Origin of the sequence: Exiguobacterium sp. ERU653 (assembly GCF_018617775.1) — a bacterium.
GTDB lineage: Bacteria > Bacillota > Bacilli > Exiguobacteriales > Exiguobacteriaceae > Exiguobacterium > Exiguobacterium marinum.
The window spans coordinates 23,765-44,750 of the sequence record NZ_JACSKV010000003.1; the positions used below are offsets into that span (position 1 = coordinate 23,765).

23 protein-coding genes are annotated in these 20,986 nt (G+C 46.0%); 13 read left to right on the plus strand and 10 right to left on the minus strand.

Annotation, left to right across the window (positions count from 1 at the left end):
• Nucleotides 1-101: 101 nt before the first annotated feature.
• Complete coding sequence (locus KNO95_RS11585) at nucleotides 102-1,742, minus strand: L-lactate permease (RefSeq protein WP_026826725.1); 1,641 nt, start codon at nucleotides 1,740-1,742, stop codon at nucleotides 102-104.
• A gap of 48 nt (nucleotides 1,743-1,790) precedes the next feature.
• Nucleotides 1,791-2,603: a recombination regulator RecX gene (recX, locus tag KNO95_RS11590; protein WP_026826726.1), complete on the minus strand. Its 813-nt coding sequence runs from the start codon at nucleotides 2,601-2,603 to the stop codon at nucleotides 1,791-1,793.
• A gap of 145 nt (nucleotides 2,604-2,748) precedes the next feature.
• On the opposite strand from recX, the gene KNO95_RS11595 reads away from it, so the two are divergent.
• From KNO95_RS11595 to KNO95_RS11615, 5 genes are all read left to right on the plus strand, one after another.
• The gene (locus KNO95_RS11595; protein WP_026826727.1) at nucleotides 2,749-3,657 is read left to right on the plus strand and encodes a TIGR01777 family oxidoreductase; all 909 of its coding nucleotides are present in this window, start codon (nucleotides 2,749-2,751) and stop codon (nucleotides 3,655-3,657) included.
• 12 nt (nucleotides 3,658-3,669) lie between these two features.
• A complete protein-coding gene (locus KNO95_RS11600; protein ID WP_026826728.1) occupies nucleotides 3,670-4,824 on the plus strand; it encodes an amidohydrolase in 1,155 nt (384 codons plus the stop codon).
• Between the two features lie 178 nt (nucleotides 4,825-5,002).
• The gene (locus KNO95_RS11605) at nucleotides 5,003-5,569 is read left to right on the plus strand and encodes a GNAT family N-acetyltransferase (RefSeq protein WP_026826729.1); all 567 of its coding nucleotides are present in this window, start codon (nucleotides 5,003-5,005) and stop codon (nucleotides 5,567-5,569) included.
• Between the two features lie 168 nt (nucleotides 5,570-5,737).
• Nucleotides 5,738-6,427, plus strand: coding sequence for a response regulator transcription factor (locus KNO95_RS11610; protein ID WP_026826730.1), 690 nt, complete (start codon nucleotides 5,738-5,740; stop codon nucleotides 6,425-6,427).
• A complete protein-coding gene (locus tag KNO95_RS11615) occupies nucleotides 6,424-7,815 on the plus strand; it encodes a sensor histidine kinase (RefSeq protein WP_026826731.1) in 1,392 nt (463 codons plus the stop codon). Before KNO95_RS11610 ends, KNO95_RS11615 begins: the two co-directional genes overlap by 4 nt.
• 83 nt (nucleotides 7,816-7,898) lie before the next feature.
• On the opposite strand, the gene KNO95_RS11620 is transcribed toward KNO95_RS11615, so the two are convergent.
• Complete coding sequence (locus KNO95_RS11620; RefSeq protein WP_026826732.1) at nucleotides 7,899-8,186, minus strand: hypothetical protein; 288 nt, start codon at nucleotides 8,184-8,186, stop codon at nucleotides 7,899-7,901.
• Nucleotides 8,187-8,304: 118 nt separating this feature from the next.
• Between KNO95_RS11620 and KNO95_RS11625 the strand changes: the two genes are divergently transcribed.
• The gene (locus KNO95_RS11625) at nucleotides 8,305-8,511 is read left to right on the plus strand and encodes a hypothetical protein (protein ID WP_026826733.1); all 207 of its coding nucleotides are present in this window, start codon (nucleotides 8,305-8,307) and stop codon (nucleotides 8,509-8,511) included.
• Nucleotides 8,512-8,541: 30 nt separating this feature from the next.
• Here the strand turns inward: KNO95_RS11625 and KNO95_RS11630 are convergent, their stop codons facing one another.
• From KNO95_RS11630 to KNO95_RS11640, 3 genes are all read right to left on the minus strand, one after another.
• Nucleotides 8,542-8,949, minus strand: coding sequence for a cytidine deaminase (locus KNO95_RS11630; protein ID WP_026826734.1), 408 nt, complete (start codon nucleotides 8,947-8,949; stop codon nucleotides 8,542-8,544).
• A gap of 92 nt (nucleotides 8,950-9,041) precedes the next feature.
• A complete protein-coding gene (gene rlmD / locus KNO95_RS11635; protein WP_034771220.1) occupies nucleotides 9,042-10,418 on the minus strand; it encodes a 23S rRNA (uracil(1939)-C(5))-methyltransferase RlmD in 1,377 nt (458 codons plus the stop codon).
• Nucleotides 10,415-10,624: a hypothetical protein gene (locus tag KNO95_RS11640; RefSeq protein ID WP_015880867.1), complete on the minus strand. Its 210-nt coding sequence runs from the start codon at nucleotides 10,622-10,624 to the stop codon at nucleotides 10,415-10,417. The genes rlmD and KNO95_RS11640 overlap by 4 nt, the downstream gene beginning before the upstream one ends.
• Before the next feature lie 85 nt (nucleotides 10,625-10,709).
• Between KNO95_RS11640 and yfkAB the strand changes: the two genes are divergently transcribed.
• The 3 genes from yfkAB to KNO95_RS11655 are packed head-to-tail and all read left to right on the plus strand — an operon-like array spanning nucleotide 10,710 to nucleotide 13,250.
• Nucleotides 10,710-11,816, plus strand: coding sequence for a radical SAM/CxCxxxxC motif protein YfkAB (gene yfkAB, locus KNO95_RS11645; RefSeq protein WP_026826736.1), 1,107 nt, complete (start codon nucleotides 10,710-10,712; stop codon nucleotides 11,814-11,816).
• Between the two features lie 53 nt (nucleotides 11,817-11,869).
• A complete protein-coding gene (locus tag KNO95_RS11650) occupies nucleotides 11,870-12,064 on the plus strand; it encodes a hypothetical protein (protein WP_026826737.1) in 195 nt (64 codons plus the stop codon).
• 43 nt (nucleotides 12,065-12,107) lie between these two features.
• The gene (locus KNO95_RS11655) at nucleotides 12,108-13,250 is read left to right on the plus strand and encodes an MFS transporter (protein WP_026826738.1); all 1,143 of its coding nucleotides are present in this window, start codon (nucleotides 12,108-12,110) and stop codon (nucleotides 13,248-13,250) included.
• 36 nt (nucleotides 13,251-13,286) lie between these two features.
• Here KNO95_RS11655 and KNO95_RS11660 read toward each other — a convergent pair whose 3' ends face one another.
• Together KNO95_RS11660 and KNO95_RS11665 are read right to left on the minus strand one after the other, a co-directional pair.
• Nucleotides 13,287-13,586, minus strand: coding sequence for a hypothetical protein (locus KNO95_RS11660; RefSeq protein WP_026826739.1), 300 nt, complete (start codon nucleotides 13,584-13,586; stop codon nucleotides 13,287-13,289).
• 140 nt (nucleotides 13,587-13,726) lie between these two features.
• Nucleotides 13,727-14,662 (minus strand): DMT family transporter, encoded by a 936-nt coding sequence (locus KNO95_RS11665; protein ID WP_026826740.1) that lies wholly within the window; start codon nucleotides 14,660-14,662, stop codon nucleotides 13,727-13,729.
• A gap of 197 nt (nucleotides 14,663-14,859) precedes the next feature.
• Here KNO95_RS11665 and KNO95_RS11670 point away from each other — a divergent pair, with 197 nt between their 5' ends.
• The 4 genes from KNO95_RS11670 to KNO95_RS11685 all read left to right on the plus strand — a co-directional run bounded on the left by KNO95_RS11670 (nucleotide 14,860) and on the right by KNO95_RS11685 (nucleotide 19,332).
• On the plus strand, nucleotides 14,860-16,767 hold the full coding sequence (locus KNO95_RS11670; RefSeq protein WP_026826741.1) for a heavy metal translocating P-type ATPase: 1,908 nt from the start codon (nucleotides 14,860-14,862) through the stop codon (nucleotides 16,765-16,767).
• Between the two features lie 115 nt (nucleotides 16,768-16,882).
• Entirely contained in the window at nucleotides 16,883-17,809 is a 927-nt protein-coding gene (locus tag KNO95_RS11675) for a carbohydrate kinase family protein (protein WP_026826742.1), read from the plus strand.
• Between the two features lie 67 nt (nucleotides 17,810-17,876).
• A complete protein-coding gene (locus KNO95_RS11680; protein ID WP_084483614.1) occupies nucleotides 17,877-18,314 on the plus strand; it encodes an NUDIX domain-containing protein in 438 nt (145 codons plus the stop codon).
• Between the two features lie 64 nt (nucleotides 18,315-18,378).
• Complete coding sequence (locus KNO95_RS11685) at nucleotides 18,379-19,332, plus strand: YihY/virulence factor BrkB family protein (RefSeq protein WP_026826744.1); 954 nt, start codon at nucleotides 18,379-18,381, stop codon at nucleotides 19,330-19,332.
• A 40-nt stretch (nucleotides 19,333-19,372) separates the two neighbouring features.
• Here KNO95_RS11685 and KNO95_RS11690 read toward each other — a convergent pair whose 3' ends face one another.
• Both KNO95_RS11690 and KNO95_RS11695 read right to left on the minus strand, forming a co-directional pair.
• A complete protein-coding gene (locus tag KNO95_RS11690) occupies nucleotides 19,373-19,906 on the minus strand; it encodes a beta-class carbonic anhydrase (protein WP_034771569.1) in 534 nt (177 codons plus the stop codon).
• A 37-nt stretch (nucleotides 19,907-19,943) separates the two neighbouring features.
• A complete protein-coding gene (locus KNO95_RS11695; protein ID WP_214701148.1) occupies nucleotides 19,944-20,843 on the minus strand; it encodes a 1,4-dihydroxy-2-naphthoate polyprenyltransferase in 900 nt (299 codons plus the stop codon).
• Nucleotides 20,844-20,986 lie beyond the last annotated feature (143 nt).

The following is a 20,986-nucleotide window of genomic DNA, read 5'->3' on the forward strand; positions in this document are numbered from 1 at the left end:
TTTTGGCTCCTCTCGTTTCATCGTTTTAAAATCTACTCAAACCTTAGCAGACTGTTCTGAAAATTGTCAATATTATTCTGTAAAAAAATTGTAACTTGTGTTTAGTTTAAGAAAAACATGCCCAAAATGAGACCAACGACCCCTGTAGCCGTTGCATAATAAATCATCGGCATGAGCGTATAACGGATGATCGTTCCTTCTTTCCCAAGCAATCCGGCAACAGATGCCACCGCTACGACGTTTAACACACAAATCATGTTCCCGGCGTTCGCCCCTGCCATCTGCATCGACAAGGCTAGTGACTCATTCAACCCAACTGAACTAGCGACATTTGTCGTCAAGCTCGAGAACATCATGTTCGAGAAGGTCGCCGATCCTGAAACGAACGCGCCGAGGGCCCCAATCCATGGTGCGACGAGTGGCCATACTCCACCGAACGTGTCAGCAGCCGCTGTCGCGAGTTCGACTGGCATCGACGCAAGTCCAGCTCCACCACTTTCTGAGTGGATGAAAATACGAACCATCGGAACAGAAGCCGCTAACGTAATGGCCGTTCCAACGACACCAAGCGTCGTTGCTTTAAAGACCGACGTGACTTGCGACCAACTCATATTGTGCAAGAAGAATGTTGCGATGATCGTCAAGATAAACATGAATCCTGGTGAATAAAATGGTTCCCAAGATGTTGAAATCCCTTCGACCCCTAAAATATCCGGGAGATTGATTCGTACACTACGAGATAACTCGTTCAAGAATGGAACTGTTCGTGTCAAAATCAAGAAAATCGTCAAAATGAGATAAGGTGCCCACGCTTTCCATTGTGGCAACTCACGCTTTCCAGTTTTAACGGTCTTACTTTCAACAGGTTGTTCGATTTGATCCGCGTATCCATCAAACGTCCATACGCGTTTTGGCATGAGAATCCCTTTTCGTGCCATTGTGACGAGAATGACTAGCCCCGTCAATCCACCAAGCATTCCACCGAACTCAAACCCTAGAATCAACGTCCAAATGTATGCCGGCACACTATACAGAAGCGCTGCGACAATTGCGATTGGAAACACTTCAAGCGCAGGTTTGATTGACTTTTCTTTACTGAAGAAACGAGTCAGCATCAAAATTAAAATAAATGGGATGAATAATCCAACCGCCATGTCAATCAAGACTGTTTGTAAGACGACCTCTGTAATAAATTCAATCGCCTCCGGCTGATTCACATCAAGGGATAGACCATTACCAATCCCGATGAGTGCCGGTGTACCCACTGCCCCAAACGTAACGGCTGAAACGTCTGCTGATAGTGCGATGACGACTGCCGCTATTGGCGGAAAGCCGAGTGCAATCAAAAGTGGTGCCGCCACGGTAGCCGGTGTACCGAACCCTGAAGCCCCTTCAATGAATGAAACGAATAACCAACCGACAATCAAAACTTGAATCCGCGGATCGGGTGTGATGTTGACGAATCCGGAGCGAATTGCATTCATTCCGCCTCCTTCTTTCATCGTATTCATCATTCCGATGGCACCGTATACAATCCATACTGTTGTCACGGCAATGACAAGACCTTGTAGCGTGGCTGACATAATCCGTGTCGCATCCAATTGCCAAACAAAGAATGCTAAAATCGCCGTCGTCACAAGTGACAAAGGCATTGCTACTGATGCAGGTAAACGCATAATTACCAATAAGATAAGCACGGCCACAATCGGTGTCAGTGCTGTAATCCATTCTAAAATCGTCAATGTAGACCCACCTTTTCGTATTTTCCCCTACCGTAAACAGATGTCCCATCACGATTCTTCTTGAACGAGTCGATCTAATGTACGTTCAATCACGTCATACGGAAATCCTTTGCGCCGAAGCTGCATCTTCATACGCTGTTTGCGTTCGAACGCATCATATCCGTTGAACTTCCGACTCAACTTTTCAGCCTGTTTCAGACATGCCGCAATCTCGACATCTTCGTCTTCTTCCTCCCAAAAAGTTTGAATCGCCTCTGAAATAATATCAAAGGTAAACCCCCTTTGCATTAGGGTTTGTTGAATTCTTTGTTGCACTTCTGTGGCAGAACGTCGATTTGTTTCCATTTGTTTCCTTTTCACGAACTTTCCTGCCTTTTCGACAAGCTCTTCATGAGTGATTGACGCCACTACCGTCTCGACGATGTCTGCTGGAATACGAAGCTGTCCAAGCTCCCGTTTAATTTTAATTGGCCCGCTCGGACTCGTATTGAACTTAGTCTGGACATAAGCTTTCGCGAATTCAGCATCATTCAAGTAGCGTTGCTCTTTCAGTCGCGTGATGGCATGTTTGATGGCAGTTTCACTTAACTCCTTCTTCACTAGGTAGTCCTGTACCTCTGAAATGGCACGCATTCGATACGATAAATAATTGACGGCCAATTTATACGCCTTTTGAGCCTCTTCCGCTTCAAGCACATCTTGGACAAAGTCATCCTCAAGCTCCATTCCTTTTGCGAGTCCGTACTTAATGAACACGTCAACATCGATAGCAAACGCAAACTCCTCTTTTCCTTCGCGCTCGATGAAGACGTTCAATCGGTCTTTATTCTTTTGTTGGGTAGTGAACTTTGCAATTTTCACAACGATTCCCCTCCATTTCATGTTTCTAACATATCACGTTCAGGAATTGTAGAGGATTTTTGATAAGTTAGAAGAAAGGGTATTCATCTGGATATACTGACTTATACCCATTTTAGAAACAACACATGATATCGGAGGGAATTTCATGAAAATCGCAATCACCGGTGGAACCGGGCTCATCGGTCAACCGCTCGTCCGCGCACTAGCCGATGCCGGTCATCAAGTCGTCGTGTTGACTCGTCATCCTCGTCCTCGCCATCGCGGGGTGTCATTTATCGAATGGTTGACACCAAATAGCAAACCAGAAAAAGAACTTGAAGGAACGGATGCTTTCATTCATTTAGCTGGGGCCTCCATCAATGATGGACGATGGACACATAAGCAAAAACAAGCCATCCTTCAAAGTCGAATCGAAGGAACGAAAGAAGTCGTTCGCCTGATTAAACAGTTGAAACAGAAGCCACAAGTCGTCATAAGCGGCTCAGCGATTGGGATATATGGTGAAGACCGCTCCATCACTTATTCGGAAGAAACGCCCTTACCGACGCGGACCAATTTCCTAGGGAATGTATGTATTCTTTGGGAACAAGAAGCCGACCCGATTCGCGACCTTGGCATACGTCTCGTTACCATGCGCACCGGAGTCGTTTTATCAAATGACGGAGGTGCTTTCCCATTAATGAAACTTCCTTATCAGTTCGGGGTCGGTGGTAAAATTGGATCGGGAGAGCAGTGGGTACCCTGGATTCATTTAGATGATCTTGTACGGTTATTCGTGCATATCATCGAAACAGATGCAATCGAAGGTCCCGTAAACGGAACGGCTCCAACACCGGTGACGATGAATGAATTCGGGAAGACGATTGCAAAAGTGATGCATCGTCCACATTGGATTCCCGCACCTACATCAATGATGAAACTCGTTCTCGGTGAGAAAAGTGTCATCGTCCTAGAAGGCGCGAAGGTCGTTCCGACTAAGGCGCTTCAACACGGATTCGATTTTCGATATGAAACACTCGAACCCGCTCTAACACAACTACTACAAGATGCCTAAGGAGAATTAATTGTGAGTCACTTACTTATTCGAAATGCCCATGTTTATCCGATTACCGCACCTCACTTTTACGGAGACCTTCGTGTTCGAGACGGCAAAATCATCGAAATGGCTGAATTGCTTGAGCCACTTGACGATGAGAACGTCATCGAGGCGGAAGGAAACTTCTTATTCCCTGGTTTCATCGATGCCCATACCCATCTTGGCTTATATGATGAAGGGACCGGGTCCGTCGGAAACGACGCTAATGAAACAGTAGAAGCGATGACTCCTCATGCCCGTGCGATTGATGGTGTTTATCCACTGGACGAAGGTTTTCAGGAAGCGCTGATGGCAGGGGTGACTGCCGTACAAGTCATGCCAGGTAGCATGAACGTCATCGGTGGTGTGACAAGTGTCATCAAAACGCACGGTCGCTATATTGATGACATGATTGTCCGACGTCATGCCGGACTGAAGATGGCGCTCGGTGAAAACCCAAAACGGATTCATAGTATGGGAAAAACGGGGGACTTAACACGAATGGGTATTATGGGATTGCTTCGTGAAGCGTTCCGCACGGTCGGGTCGACCAAGACGATTGGAACTTTCGGCAGTCAGATGATTCAACTCGCTCTCAATCGTGAAATGCCAATTCGTGTTCATGCACACCGAGCCGACGATATCCTATCTGTCGTACGTTTCGCAAAAGAGTTTGACCTCGACTTTCGAATCGAGCATTGTACGGAAGGTCACCTCGTCGCTAAAAAGTTACAGGAACTCGGTGTGAAACACGTCACCGTCGGACCGACGTTCACTCGAAAATCGAAAATCGAGCTCCAAAATAAGACGTGGGAGACGTATCGTGTTCTACATGAACATGGCATGATCGTTTCGATTACGACCGATCATCCGTACACGCCTGTTCAATACTTAAATTTATGCGCAGGACTTGCGGCTCGTGAAGGCTTACCGGTTGATGTCGCTTTACGAGGAATCACCATCAATCCTGCTGAATCATTAGGTGTTGACGACCGCATCGGCTCACTAGAAGTCGGGAAAGACGCCGATCTCGTGCTGTGGAATCACTTCCCCCTCGACTACTTGGCGAAGCCGATTATGACGATTGTAAACGGCGAAGTCGTCTACAAAACGGAGCGTGCCGAAACGCATCATGAGGTCGAATAATTTTCATTATTTTTCATAAGCGTTTTTACGCATAATTTACTTGCTTTTTTAAAAATACTATATAAAATTTATCTTGTAACTTTATAAAGCAGCCAAGGCGGTTCGAACAGCGAAGCCAGAAGTATGCTTTCGTTACGACTATTCTTCAGCGGTCTGAAATAGGAGGAGGAATGTAAAGGTGCTCAAATTTCGTGAGCTCACCGACTGCGCGGAGTTGTTCGAACTGATGCAACACCCAGATGTCTTTCCGTATGTCCGTCAAAAGACGGTCCACTTTGACGAGTTTTTATTTAGCACGAAGCAAATCATCGAGCTAGAAGAGCAAGGAAATATCATCTCACGTACCATCACGAACGAGTATGGTACCCCAATTGGGACAATCAGCTTGTACGACGTCGAATCCGGCTACGGGTTTCTTGGTACATGGCTTGGCAAGCCATATCATGGCAAAGGTTATAATCAAGTCGCGAAAGAGTCGTTCTTCTCGGAACTCTTCTTCGAACTTGACATGGAAAGTGTGTTTTTAAAAATCCGTAAATCGAATGAACGCTCGATTGCCGCAGCAGAAAAGCTTCCATACGCGTTTTGCGCGAATGAGATTCGTTCAGAACTGCTTGCAGAAATCAATCAGGGTGACGCCGAATACGTCCTTTATGAAGTATCCAAGTCGAGTTTCCAACTTTACTCGCATACCCTTCATGTCCCAGAATACGAAGTTCCTTACGAAACGCAACTCGAAGCCTGAGCCAATTCTGTCAAAGAATTGGCTTTTTTGTGGCTTTTTTGTGTGGATTTGATGGAGGTAACTTGTCGGAGCCGAATAAATCTGTTCTAATTCGAAGAGATAGGTATGATAGAACTATGGGGGATTCATCACAACTCCCGTTAACCGTTTTGTAAAGGAGAATGACATATGTCAGAATCAATGTTTCGTATCCTCGTAACTGATGACGAAGAACAAATGCGAGATTTACTTGTATCAAATTTAGAAAAAGAGGGGTATGAGACGGTCACCGCCTCAAACGGTCTTGAAGCTATTGAGCGCTTAAAAGAAGAGACATTCCATCTCGTCTTACTCGACGTCATGATGCCGGAACTCGATGGTTTGACGGCATGCATGCGCATCCGTGAGTTTTCGAACGTGCCCATCATTCTGTTAACGGCACGATCGGAAGAACTCGACCGGATTCACGGACTAAAAATTGGGGCGGACGACTATATCACGAAGCCGTTTAGTCCACGCGAATTACTCGCTCGTATTGAGGCAACTCTCCGTCGCACTCATAGTTTCTCTAAAGAACAAGAGGCAACGTTTGATATCGGGGTTCTCTCAATTGATATCGATGGCCGTGCCGTCAGTGTAAAAGGAAAAACCGTCAACCTGACACGTAAAGAGTTTGATTTGCTTTACCTGTTTATCACAAACGACGAGAAAGTATTTTCTCGTGAACAGCTACTCGATCAAATTTGGGGAACCGAATACCACGGGAACCTTCGTACAGTCGATACACACATTAAGACACTACGTCTGAAACTTGGTGAAGCGGGCGGTTACATTCAAACGGTATGGGGCATCGGATATAAATTCGAGGCAAACGAATGAAACGATACACGATTCGGAAGCGGATTTGGATTACCATCTGGACAGCCAGCCTCTTCTCAGCATTCGTGTTTCTAATTATGACGTTTTATTTGTACGATAAATTCTATATTCAAACGCAAGAAGAGCTGCTCATCAATCGTGGAGAGAAACTCGTCACCATCTACAAGGCCGACGGTTTTTCTGACGCGTTTGCAGACAGTATGACGTATACGAATGAGCTAACGGAAACGAAAGTGTTCCTCTCCTCGGTTCGAGAAGATACACTCGGTTCAGGAAAGACGTTTTTAAGGCAACAAGATCTCGAGCGGCTACAAGACGGGTATGCAATTTCCGTGACTCGGAAACACCCGACCGAGGACGTTGACATTTTGATGACTGCATTCCCCCTCGTACGAGACGGTGAACTCGATAATGCGTTAATCCTTTACATGGAGCTCAGTAAAATCAGCGAACCGTTTCAACCGATTCGGCTCATGATCACGTTTTTGCTCGTCCTCATGATTGTGAACTTGCTTATTTTTGGTAAACAGATCATCGACACCATCATTCAGCCGCTCATCCAAATGAAACGTGCCTCTCAAGTATATGCGCAGGGCGATTTCTCACACCGCATCCCGATTGTCTATGATGACGAGATTGGTGAACTGGCGGATACGCTCAATTCGATGGCGGAATCGCTCGGACTCGTCGAAGAACAACGAAAAGAGTTTTTAGCGAACGTCAGTCACGAACTCCGCACACCGTTATCATACATTCGCGGTTATACCGAGATGCTTCAAGACGACACATTGGATGAACAAACGAGGGCACAATATTATGACATCATCGAGAACGAGACGAACCGGCTTCAACGACTTGTTACTGATTTACTCGACCTCGCACAGTTAGAGCGAGATTCGTATCCGATGACAAAAGAGCCAGTCGTCTATTCACAAGTACTCGAAGACGTCCTCTATCGACTCGAACCCATTGCCCGGGCGAAAGGTGTGACAATTGAATCGAACTTAGATTTCGACTTAATTATCCTTGGCGATCACGACCGACTCGAACAGGTCATCGGTAATCTACTTGACAACGCACTCCGCTACACGGAATCGGGCAAAACAATTCATGTGAAATCGTTCGCTGAAACAAACTATGCGATTACTGAAATCCGCGACGAAGGTCGGGGCATTCCGAAAGAAGATGTAGATAAATTGACGGAACGCTTCTACCGCGTCAATAAATCAAGAACACGAAAAGATGGTGGGACCGGTCTCGGTCTGGCCATTGCTAAACATATCATCGAGCGGCACGAGGGGTCGCTCCACTTCAGTTCAGAAGTCGGAAAAGGAACCACTGTCACGGTCGGTTTACCTCTCCTCCCGGAAGACACGTTCGATATGTAAAAGGCAGCCCGCATGAACCGCCCCCATAAAAGTTAGACATGAAAATCTAACTTTTATGGGCAGTTCAGCATAGGGCTGCCTTTTTAAATGTCTTTGCCTTTATATTGATTAATCGATTCTTGTTGCAGTCGCTCTCGTTCGGCGTGCGTCTGTGGGAATCCGTTCGCTTGCCACTCGGCACGATGACTAGAATCTAGTTGCGTGAGGCCCTCTTCTGCCTCATCCTGACTCGCGTCCACACTCTCCCGTTCATCCATCTTTTGCCATGTGTCTTCTGCCTCACGTTGAGAAAGTAGTGCCGCCACTTTCGGTGCTACGAGCGCAGCTCCAGCGACACCTAATACAATCCCGGTCAATACTTTCCGGTCCATCATAACCCCTCCTTCACTATGCACTCTTCATTCCACCATTTCACAATCTCAAAACCCATGACGAAAACGTTTACAGCTTTACATGTAGTGGAATGTTTAGGTGGAAGGAGGCGATTGGATGGAAAAGAAACGACCAACCTCGAAGCGTCCGTTCGATAACCCAGATGCTGTCGACACGGACAAAGAGAGCATTTTTGACGAGGACGGCATGCAGACTGTCGATCCGATTCCCGTTGAGGAGTTAAATGAACGGGTAAAAGACGAGAAGAACAAACGTCACTCAAAAGATGACTCGGTGAGCGAAAAGAAATATACGGACAAATAAACAAGCTGCGGACGTTTGTCCGCAGCTTGTTTATGTTAAGTCCTTCGGTGAGAATCCGTAAGGCAACATCTCTTCTTTTGTCATCACTTTTGTGTCACCATTTAAGTTCGCTAGAATTAACGTGAACTCTTCTCCTGCGAATTCGGCGATGACTTGGCGGCATGCCCCACACGGTGAAATCGGCCCTTCTGTATCGCCGACGACAACCACTGTCTCGATCGATTCGCTACCTTCTGAGACAGCTTTGAAAATCGCTGTTCGCTCGGCACACATCGATAGACCGTATGAAGCATTCTCCACGTTACATCCTGTAATCTCATTACCGGATGCGTCGATGACGACAGCCCCGACGTTAAATTTTGAATAAGGTGTATAAGCGCGCTTGCGCGCCTCAATAGCTTTATGCACGAGTTCTTGTACGCGTTCTTGTGAAATCATTGGATGTTCCTCCACTTCTATATTTGATAAGAAGTCTGACATCTGAACTATAACGTGAAAACGCTTACTTCACAAGTATTTTCACCGACTCGTCAATATTTTTTCTTTTTCTTCTTCTCGAATACAACAACGGATTCGACATGTGATGTCTGAGGGAACATGTCGTACGGTTGTACGTAATTCACCTTGTATCCGGCCTTCATCAACTGATCGGTATCACGTGCGAGCGTCTGCGGGTTGCATGACACGTAAACAATTCGTTTCGCCTTGGATGAAATGATTGAATTGATTAATTGATGATCCATACCTGTCCGTGGCGGATCGACTACGACGACATCTGGGAGCCATCCATCTTTAACCCAACGAGGGATCCAATGCTCGGCACGCCCTTCGACGTACGTGACGTGGCTGTAGCCATTCTCACGCATATGGTCGTTCGCATCTTCGACTGCTTCCGGTACAACTTCCATTCCTCGAATTTCCTTCGCGTGTGGCGCTAACCAGAGACCGATCGAACCGACACCCGCATACGCATCAATGACACGTTCTTCACCCGTCAATGCTGCAGCTTCAACGACTTCACGATACATTTTTTCCGTCTGTGCCGGATTCAACTGGAAGAATGCGCGTGGTGACAAGTGATAATGGACGTCATCAAGCTGCTCATCCATCTTTTCTTGACCCGCGATGTGAACCGTCCGATAACCAAAAATAACACTAGATCGGTTTGAATTGATATTGATATGGAACGAGACAACATTTGGCAATGCCATGATGCGGTCACTCAATTCATCTAAATCCGGGACATCTTCATGCCCAACGACGAGAACAACTTGTACGTCATTCGTGTTGTATCCGGAACGAACGACGACGGTTCTGGCATACCCCGTGTCGCGGCGTGCGTCATAGACGGGGATGTCGAGTTCGTTTAAAATACGGACAATCGCATTATTGATGTTCGTTGTGTCACGTTGTTGGACCATACAGTGCTCAATCGACACGAGATGGTTTGTGTTCGGCTTGTAGAGTCCTGAGACAATCTCGCCATGGCGTGTGCCGAGTGGGAATTGTGATTTATTTCGATAGTACCACGGGTCTTCCATACCAATTGTCGGACGAATATCCGATTTTTCCACGTTTAGCTTCGTCTTTTGACGGAAGGCATTTCGAACGATTTCTTCTTTATACTCCATCTGCAGACGAGAACTCATGTGTTGGATTTGGCAGCCTCCACACTCGTCGTAAATCGGACAAGGTGCTTTAACACGGTCTTTCGAGTCGTTGTCGCGTTTGACGACACGCGCTTCTGCATAATTTTTTTCTACACGTGTGATTTCGACTTTTGCTCGTTCTCCCGGTAATAAGTTTGGTATGAAAATGACCATGCGATTGATTGTCGCGATGCCCTCTCCATTAATGCCAAGTCGGTCGACTGTGACATCTTTAAAATCTCCAGTAATTAATTTCAATCTGATTCATCCTTTCGAGACGATTGTTCTAGGTCTTTGGCGTAACGCACCACTTTAGCGCGCAACGAATCAATGTCGGCTAACAGGCGATGTAAATCTTCAGGTGTCGTATGCTCGTCTAGCGTGTTGACCGATAGACATAGCAGTTCCGTTCTCGATTTTAGGACGTTCATCTTTCCGGCAGTATCTGTACGTGATTTACCCATCTTGTAATCGCTCCTTTGGTTCGTGACAAAGAGTTGCTATTATAGCATACTATTTCGTGTAACTTGATGAAAAGGTGGAATCCACATGCAAAACATCTCCCCAACTTTCGACCCTTGGGAAGCCTATCTCGATCAAGTCGAACATGGTCGACTCGTCTTATCCAACGTCGAAGTAACAACAACAAAATTGTGTAATATGCGCTGCGAACATTGTGCGGTCGGTTATATGCTTGACCAGAAGGAAGAACCTGAAGTCCCACTCGAATTGTTAATTCAACGATTGGATGAAATCGAACATTTACGCGCCTTCTCCATCACAGGTGGTGAACCGATGTTATCGATGAAATCGGTCCGTAACTATGTCGTTCCGCTGTTACGCTATGCGAAAGAACGTGGCGCCCGCACTCAGATCAACTCGAACTTGACGCTACCGTTATCTCGCTATCATCTTATTACCCCTTACTTGGACGTTTTGCACATTTCGCATAACTGGGGCACCGATGCCGATTTCCTCGAAGGTGGATTTGCGATGATGGATCGTAAACCGAGTGAAGAGGCAAGGTTAAAAATGCTCCAAACGATGAAAGATAATGCCCGTGCCCTCACAGCTGAAGGAATCATCGTGTCAGCGGAGACGATGATCAACAAACGGACGATTCCGCACCTGAAAGAGATCCATGAAGAAATCGTATCGCTTGGTTGTCAGCGACATGAGGTGCACCCAATGTACCCCGCAGACTTCGCTAGCGCCCTAGAATCAGCATCGCTCGCTGATACGCGACAAGCCATCCATGACTTACTCGACGTCCGTGACGAAAACGTCTGGATGCTCTTTGGGACATTGCCCTTCTATGCATGTTCCGATTTACCAGAAGATCGTGCTCTCTTAAAACGACTTCATGAAACAAAAAACGTGACCGTCCGAAATGACCCGGATGGTCGTTCACGCCTTAACACGAATATCTTTGACGGACAAATCATCGTGACCGATTTTGGTGACGAGCTCGGTACTCTTGGTACCGTCTATGATACGTCATTCCAAGATGCGTATGATACGTGGACGAACAGCCAACTGAACGCCACGCTGTCTTGTCATTGCCCAGCCGTCAAATGTCTTGGACCAAATGCTCTGGTCAAGCAAGCCTATTACCCGACCGTGGATTTTAAATCTCGCAAAGCTACATCGTTTTAATTATTTCGATTCGGGAAATGTTCTGTATATTAACTGAATCGAGGTGTGTGTAGATGACTGCGATTTACGTGTTCATTATTACGGTTATGGCCATCGTGATTTTCGGTGGAACACTCAGTATTTTATTGACAGCCGCATTCGTTTCAGACAAAGTAGAGCATGATGAAATGTTTAGTCAAGGCAGTTGGGATGATGAGTTACTACACTTAAATCACTCTCCACAACCGATTGACGACACGAAAAGCTGAGAACATTCTCGGCTTTTTCACTTTGACTTCATGAGGTGAATCCATGCTCCGTTTTCGTTTTATGATCTTACTATTGATCGTCTTTATTTCCGGTTTGATTCAAGGCGCACTCATCCCACTCTTATCCACTTTAATCGAGCGTGACGGGGCACCAGCCTGGGTGAACGGGTTAAATGCGACGATGCTCTATGTTGGGGTAATTGTCTCTGCACCTCTCTTAGAGAGATTCGTTCGAAAATACGGCTTTCGGCCGACCATCGTCCTCGGGATTGTTTTGACGGCATTCGCAACCTTCGCATTGCCGATATGGCCGTCCCTACTCGTCTGGGCGATGATGCGCTTCTTCATCGGATTTGGGGACTCCGCATTACACTACGGATCGCAAGTATGGGTCACGTCCTCTAGTGAAAAACGTAGTCTCGGTCGAGCGATGGCCTATTATGGGATGTCGTTCAGTCTCGGGTTCGCCGTCGGTCCGTTGATTGCACCACTCGTCGATTTATGGTTTTGGTTACCATTTTTGATTATTGTCTTTTTCTGTCTCGCTTCGTTGATGCTCGTCTTTAAAGTCGAGAATGAATTCCCTGAGGTCGAGAAAGTGAAGACCAATTCGAAGGGGCGAATTCGACTAATTCTAGTCGGTGCAGGGTATACACTCCTTCCCGCCTTTACATACGGTTTCCTCGAAGCGAGTTTAAACGCCAACTTCCCAATCTTCACATCACGAAACGGGATGAGTTTGACGGAGACAAGTACACTCATCACGACGTTCATCGTCATGTCGATTGTCGTTCAGCTTCCGCTCGGACGCCTCGCTGACTTGTATGGAAAGAAACGCATCTTACAAATTGTGCTGACATTTGGAACACTCGTGTTCGCCTTGGCGAATCTCGTCGTCGATCATTATATCGGTCTACTCCTCCTATTCGCCCTAGCCGGCGCAGGTTTAGGGTCGACGTACTCACTCGGTTTAGCGCACATGACAGAAGTACTCCCTCGCTCCTTGTTGCCGACCGGAAACATGCTGTACAGTATTTCATTCAGCATCGGTTCGATCTCAGGTCCGATGATTGGTGCGTTCTGGTTGTCCCTTCCAAAAGAAGTTTATTTCTTGATGTACGCAGTCATTTTAGGGGTTCTATCGTTCCGACTGTTTACGTCAAAATCAAAACCAATCCAAATTTAAAAAGGCAGGTGATTCCCATGAACCACCTGCCTTTCATTATTCTACAATCCGATCTTTCTCATCGTTTAGTTGTAAAGCCCGGATGAACACCTCATCTAGCGCGAACGGTTCCGTATCTAGCGAAGCGAGGACATCTGGTTTCAGCGTCACCTCTACGACACGGTCATCAAACTGCCATCTCGTTTGAATGTCGTCTCCTTGTCTCGTCGCGCGGGTCGCCACCGGACCGTGACGTTCCTTCAAAGTTTGACTCACGCACTTCATCACGTACTTGACGTACTCATCTCTCGGTTGACGCGAGATGAGTATGTTTCGAACGATTCGATTCCTAGTCATTGTTTTTCCTCCTCCCTTTGAATGATTGCGCACGCAAGTCTTTACAAACGAAGACCGATTTCAGAACCAAAAAATCAGAATTTTTAATATATTTTGTCATGATATTTTATTTCCGTCAACTCTGTCTCATCTTCAATTGCTTAATGCATGTTTCTCATCCGCCTCCCTTGAAAGTAAGTGGATAAATAAATACCCGCGATGACAAACAAAAGTCCAACAACCGCATTCCAAGGAATCGATTCTCCAAGCAAAATCCCAGACAAAATCACGCCAAATAAGGGAACTAAGAAGATATATAGTGAAATCCGACTGACCGGATTATATTTCATCAATGTGTTCCAAAGCGTAAATCCAATTGCGGACAACATTGCCAAATAAAAGAGAAATGCAATCGTCTGTCCTGTATACGGCATCGAAATACCATTCGGCTCGAACACGTAACCGATGACGAGTAAACCGATCGAACCGATGACCATCGCCCACGCTGTCATCGGGGCAACATCATATTCTTTTGAATAATCTTTCGCAATCAAATTCCCAAATGCGCCAGACACCATTGCCAAGATGAGTAGTATCTCGCCAATCCCGAACCCAACCTCTGTACCAGGCGCGGGCCAGTTTGCGATGACAATCCCTGAGAATCCAAACGTCAAGGCAAGACCTTTCAAACGATTCAGTTTATCGTCTTCATACCGTATATGAGCGAGAGCCATTTGAAAGAACGATGTTGATCCAGCGATAATCGACCCTTGAACTCCGGTCGAGATCGAAAGCCCGATGTAAAAGAATAAATACTGTAAAAACGTCAAAAAAGATCCGAGGTGCGCATACGCTTTAAACTTTTGACGTGTTAATCGAATCGATTGCTTTAGGACGGTTTGACTAATAAGAAGTAGAAGCAGCCCCGCTAATAAAAAGCGCTCTCCTGCGAACAGTAGCTGTTGCCCATACTCATTCGATTGAATATCTAGCTTTTCATAACTTAATTTGATGAACGGGAAAGCACTCCCCCACAACAACGTATTAAATATCGCAAATAACGCCACTGTCCATGGACGTTGAAATATATTTTGCATGACACAAAAACTCCTTAATCTTTTTATTTGTTGGCAGATGATAAGCATGATAAAATAAATCTAGATAATAATTATTATAAATTAAAAAAAGGTTAACAAGGATTAAATCGTTAATTCAAAGCCAATTGATGATGATAATCATCTTCAACCATTATCATTCAATCGAGATTTATTCTCAATTAGAAAGAAGGGATTACATGAACGCTCCAACTGTTACACACGAAAAAAGCCACGTTTTCAAACGGGCTAACTGGTACGAACATATCGAATTGATTATGGCGCTCATTAGCGGTGTATTGATTGTACTCGCTTATATCACCGAAACACAAGAAGGAGCCCCTTGGATTCACGTCTCGCTTTATTTATCCGCCTTTTTCATCGGGGGATACGCGAAAGCTAAAGAAGGGATTTCGGACACCATTGAAACGAAATCTCTTAATGTAGAACTCCTAATGATCATCGCCGCCATCGGGGCCGCATCGATTGGATATTGGATGGAAGGCGCGATTCTCATCTTCATTTTCGCCTTATCCGGTGCGCTCGAAACATACACAATGAACAAAAACGAACGTGCGCTCGAATCTTTAATGGAACTCCAACCTGAACAAGCAACACGCCTGACAACTCCTGATAAACTTGAAGTTGTTCATATCGATGACTTGAAAGTTGGGGATCGTATTTATGTACGACCAGGTGAACGGATCCCGGTTGACGGAAAGATTGTAAAAGGTAGCGCTTCGGTGGAAGAAGCCGCCATCACAGGAGAGTCCGTCCCTGTCGATCGCCAAATCGGAGACGACGTATTCGGATCGAGCGTCAACTTGAACGGTGTATTGACAATCGAGGTGACAAAGCTCGCCACCGAGACACTGTTCCAAAAAATCATTCAAATGGTTCAACAGGCACAAGAAGAAAAATCACCGTCTGCACAGTTCATTGATCGATATGAAGGACGGTATGTTCAAATCGTGCTCATCTCCGTCACGGCGATCATCCTACTTGGACCGTTCTTTACGTCGTGGTCTCTTGAAACGAGCATCTATCGCGGCATGATCCTTCTCGTCGTCGCCTCTCCTTGTGCGCTCGTCGCCGCCATCACACCTGCTGCGTTGGCTGCCATCGCCTCTTCCGCAAAACACGGTATTCTCTTTAAGGGTGGCGCGCATATCGAGAATATGGGACGCCTAAAGGCAATTGCTTTCGATAAGACGGGGACACTCACGATTGGGAAACCTATCGTACAAGAAGCACTCATCTCTCCGGAGTTGCTTGAAGATGACGTGAACCGAATCGTTAGTTTGATTGAAGAGCATTCGATGCATCCTCTCGCCGAGGCACTCGTGTTATATACCGGGAGACATACCGGGGAGATGACACACTTCAAAGACATCACAGGTTCTGGAATTGAAGCAACAATTGACGGGACGACATATCGCGTCGGGAAACAAAAGTTCGCTGACCGCAGTGGCGATTTCTTTAAACAGGATGTCGAACGATTGAAAGAAGCTGGTCACACGCTCGTTTTCATCAGTGACGACTCGCGTACAATCGGTGCCTACGCCTTACGTGACACGCTACGACCTGAGGCGAAAGTAGCGATTCAGCGACTGAATGACCTAGGCATCGCCACCATCATGATTACCGGTGACAATGAAGCGACCGCTCGTGCCATCGCGAACGAAGCCGGATTGACACGCTACGTCGCCGAATGTTTACCGGAAGAGAAGGTTTCGCAGATTAAGACGTTACGTGAAGAATATGGGGCAATCGGGATGATCGGCGACGGAATCAACGATGCCCCCGCCCTTGCGACCGCTGATGTCGGAATCGCCATGGGCGAAGGAACGGATGCCGCACTAGAAACGGCAGATGTCGTTTTAATGAAAAATGACCTCGTCCGATTGAGCGACGCCATTCGTCAATCGCGGAAGTTGAATCGGATCGTCTTACAAAACGTCGTCTTCGCACTCGGTGTCATCCTCGTCTTGATCGCAACGAACATTTTCGAACTACTCATCATGCCGTTCGCTGTCGTAGGACATGAAGGCTCTACCATCCTTGTCATTTTGAACGGGCTTCGACTCCTCACGTCAACATGGGAGTGACCAATTCGACAAATGAAAACGATGATTGAAACAATATGTCGATTTCGTTATAATTGAAACAATGTGTCTAAAAGACTGAATTAGATCGAAAGATTGGCTAAAGGTGGTACAAGATATGAATACGATTGCAGTCATCGGCAAGGTATTTGTCGATATTAAAGGGACTTCCTTCGCACCGCTCCATAAAGATGCGAAGAACGTCGGCGACATCACTTTCTCTAATGGTGGAACAGGTCGCAACGTTGCGCAAAACTTAGGAGTACTCGGCAATGATGTTCGTTTCGTCTCAACCGTTACGAACGATCAAATCGGCGTCGGTGTCCTCGAGGAATTACGTTGTTTGAACGTAAACGTCGATGGGGTTGATATGCTCGAAGATAACGGCATGGGTATGTGGCTCGCCGTTATGGATAACAACGGCGACCTCCAAACGTCGATTTCAAAGCAACCTGACGAAGCGCGAATGGAAAAAGCTATTTTACGCCAAATCGATACCGTCTTTGAAGAGAGCGATGCGGTCGCAATCGACTTAGACTTGTCGGTCAACGTACTAAACGAGACGATTGAACTATGTCGCGTTATGGATTTGCCGCTGTACGGCGTGTGCGGCCACCTTTCTGTCATTGAACGAAACCGTCATTTACTCCAAGGGTTTACGGGGTTCATCTGTAGTCGGGAAGAAGCAGAAATCTTATCTGATATGTCAATCGTCACCGTGGATGATGCCCTGCGTGTCGCTGAAGTACTCGCCATGAAAGGCGCTCCCCTCACCATCGTCACGATGAGCGAACTTGGTGCCGTTTACGTCGATCTCCGCACGAATGAACAAGGTCACGTCCCGACGACGAAAGTGAAAGTCGCCGACTCTACCGGTGCCGGTGATTCATTCTTCTCCGCTGTCATCTCTGAACTCATGAAGCGCCACTCTATCGAAGATGCACTTCGACTAGGGATGCGTATCGCCGGAAAAGTTATCTCGTCACATGAGAATGGATTGACACAAGATATGTACGCATCATTAGAACAACCTACGCAAGAATGAGTTGAACGCATCGGCGAATCGTCGATGCGTTTTGTGCAAAATTATAGGAATGAAAGGAACGATCTCAGTGGTTCGAACGAAATTAAGAAGCGCGATCATTTTAATAAATGATCAAGATGAAGTAGCTTTGATTCGACGTGAAAAGGAAGACGTGCTTTATTACGTCTTCCCTGGTGGCGGAGTCGAATACGGTCATACAACAGAAGAAACTGCCGTTCGCGAAGCATTTGAAGAGCTCGGCGTCCATGTAGAATTAGAAGGCGTGGCTGCCTACGTCGCATTCAATAACGAGTTAAATCCTTACTATTGGGCGAAAATGACAGGTGGCGAATTTGGTACCGGAACAGGTGAAGAGTTTCAAGAAGAACAAACAAACGGATCATATACCCCTATGTGGATCAAACGATCAGCATTACCCCATCTTCCGATTCGTCCCCCATCGCTCGCTGAAAAATTAGCCTCACAAGAGACACGTTTTTACGATTTGACGTTGTCTGAGGCGTAATCAAGTGTACCTTTAAGCAATTTCGGGAAACGTTCACTAATGATTGTTTCAGGAGGGTTTCATGATGGCGATGACAGAAGTAAAGGAAAAGAAGAATTGGTTCTCGTTTGGAAAAGAATTATTTCGACGCTTTAAAGAACACGATGTACAAGATTACGGGGCAACTCTCGCATTCTTTTGGTTTTTATCCATCTTCCCGGGGATTATCTTTATTTTGGCACTCTTATCATTTTTCGATATCTCACAAGACACGTTCCAAAATCAATTGAATGATTTAGCTCCCGGTTCAGCCGCTTCTGATTTTTTGACCGGGATTTTTGAAGCAATTGGCGAACCGAGAGGCGGTCTGTTATCTATCGGTGCAATTTTAGCGATTTGGTCTGCCTCAAAAGGTGTCGACCGTCTCGTGACGACAGCACTACACGCTTATGGTGAAGACAATGAACGTAACTTTTTTGTCAAAAAAGGCTTAGCGCTCGGATTAACTATCTTACTTGGAATCGGCATGTTGTTGCTCATTCTTTCGAACGTATTCGGGTCACAAATTATCACGTTTATCACCGAATATTTTCCAGTGAACATCACCGGCGCTGAAGAGTTGATGATCAACGTATTCCGATACGTCTTGACAACAGTTGTCTTAATTTTGACGCTTTCAATTTTTTATAAAATATCACCACAGCAGCACGTGTTTTGGAAAAGTACGATTCCTGGGGCCATCTTTGGTGTCATCGGTTGGCAACTCGTGTCATTAGGATTCAGCTTGTACGTCTCAAATTTCGGGAGTTACGATTCAACTTACGGATCGCTCGGCGGAATCATCGTCACCTTGCTATGGTTGCAATTAACTGGAATGATCATCCTTATCGGTTCTGAGATCAACGCGACGTGGATGCGTTTCTTTAAAACGCCAAGCGAACAAGAATACGAACGGGATTTCAAGAAGAACAAAAAGAAAGCAAAACAAAAACAACAAGAAGATGACTACGATGATATCCCCACTAACACGTATGGCTAATACAAAAGGAGCACGTTCACAAAATGAACGCGCTCCTTTCTTATGCTTCTATTGGATCAAGACGTCCCGTTGCCGGGTCGATCACAAATCCATGGACATTCGTGCCTGGTGGTAACAAGGGATGATTGTTGATTAAATTGATGGAATGAACGACATTTTCCTCTACTGAATCAAAGCCATGTAACCATTGTTCTAAATCCATTCCTGACGATTTTAGCATTTTCAAAGTTTGAGGGTCGATTCCCCGACGTTCCATTTCTTCAATCACGATAGACGGTTCAATCGCTGCCATTCCACAATCATAGTGTCCGACCACAACGACTTCTTCCGCTCCTAGTGCGTAGAGGGCCACCAAAATCGAACGCATGGCCGAACCGAATGGATGTGACAGGACAGCACCGGCGTTTTTAATAATTTTAGCGTCTCCGTTCTTAAGTCCTAACGCTTGAGGTAACAGCTCCGTCAAACGTGTATCCATACACGTTAAAATCACAATTTTCTTATCCGGAAACTTATCGGACACGAACGGTTCGTACTGCTTCTCCTCTACGAAACGTTTGTTAAATTCAAGCATTTCCTTTACGACTGACACGTTAACGCCTCCCCTTTTCTCACATCACAAACCTCGACACAATCAGTCCAACGACCATCCACGCCCCGAATAACGTATTCACTTTCGCTGTCATCGCCATAGCAGGCATCAATGCAGCTGGTTCTGCTTTTGGCCAAAACTGTTTAATCGCCTGAACCATGACCGGCACTGTAAATAGTGAAAGTAAGACCCACGGTGTGACTCCATAATACACTACGGCGACGATGATGCCGACTAATGCGGCGATAAAGAACATCGCAAGTACATACACCGCACGTCGATGACCGACTAAACAAGCAATCGTTTTTCGACCATTCTCTTTATCGTTATCTAAGTCACGAATATTATTCGCAAGTAAGATCGCACCGATTAATAATGCCATCGGAAACGATACGAGTAATAACTCCGTCGTCACCGTATTGATTTGGATGAAACCGGCGATTCCAATAATGACATAGCCCATGAATAGACCTGCGACGAGCTCCCCGAACGGTGTATAGGCGATCGGCAATGGGCCCCCGGTATACAAGTAGCCGACGAGCATGGACAACGCACCAATCCATAGCAAATGCCAGCTCGTGGATGCGGCAATATATAACCCGAGTAACGCTGAGACAGCATACATGCTAAGGGCAATCGTCAATACCTGTTTCGGCGTAAATCCATCACGAACGATTGAGCCACCAATCCCGATCGATCCTTCATGGTCGAGCCCACGTTTATAATCATAATACTCGTTAAATAAGTTCGTTGCGATTTGAATGAGGACAGACGCCACTAACATCGCAAGAAAAAGTCCCCACTTCAGCTCGGTTTGATTGAGGACGATGAACGTCCCGAGCAAGACCGGAATAAAGCTTGCTGTCAGGGTGTGCGGGCGAATCATTCGCCAATATGCCCCTTTTGATTTCTGTTTCATTTACTTCCCTCCCTTCGTTAGTTTACGTCTCGAGGAAAAAATCTGTCAACGCCAGCCTACAATCTCATTTTCCGAATAATTTTCCGAGCATTTCATAGGCAGGTCGATTGCAAACTCATGATACACTAAAAAGTGAGAATTCT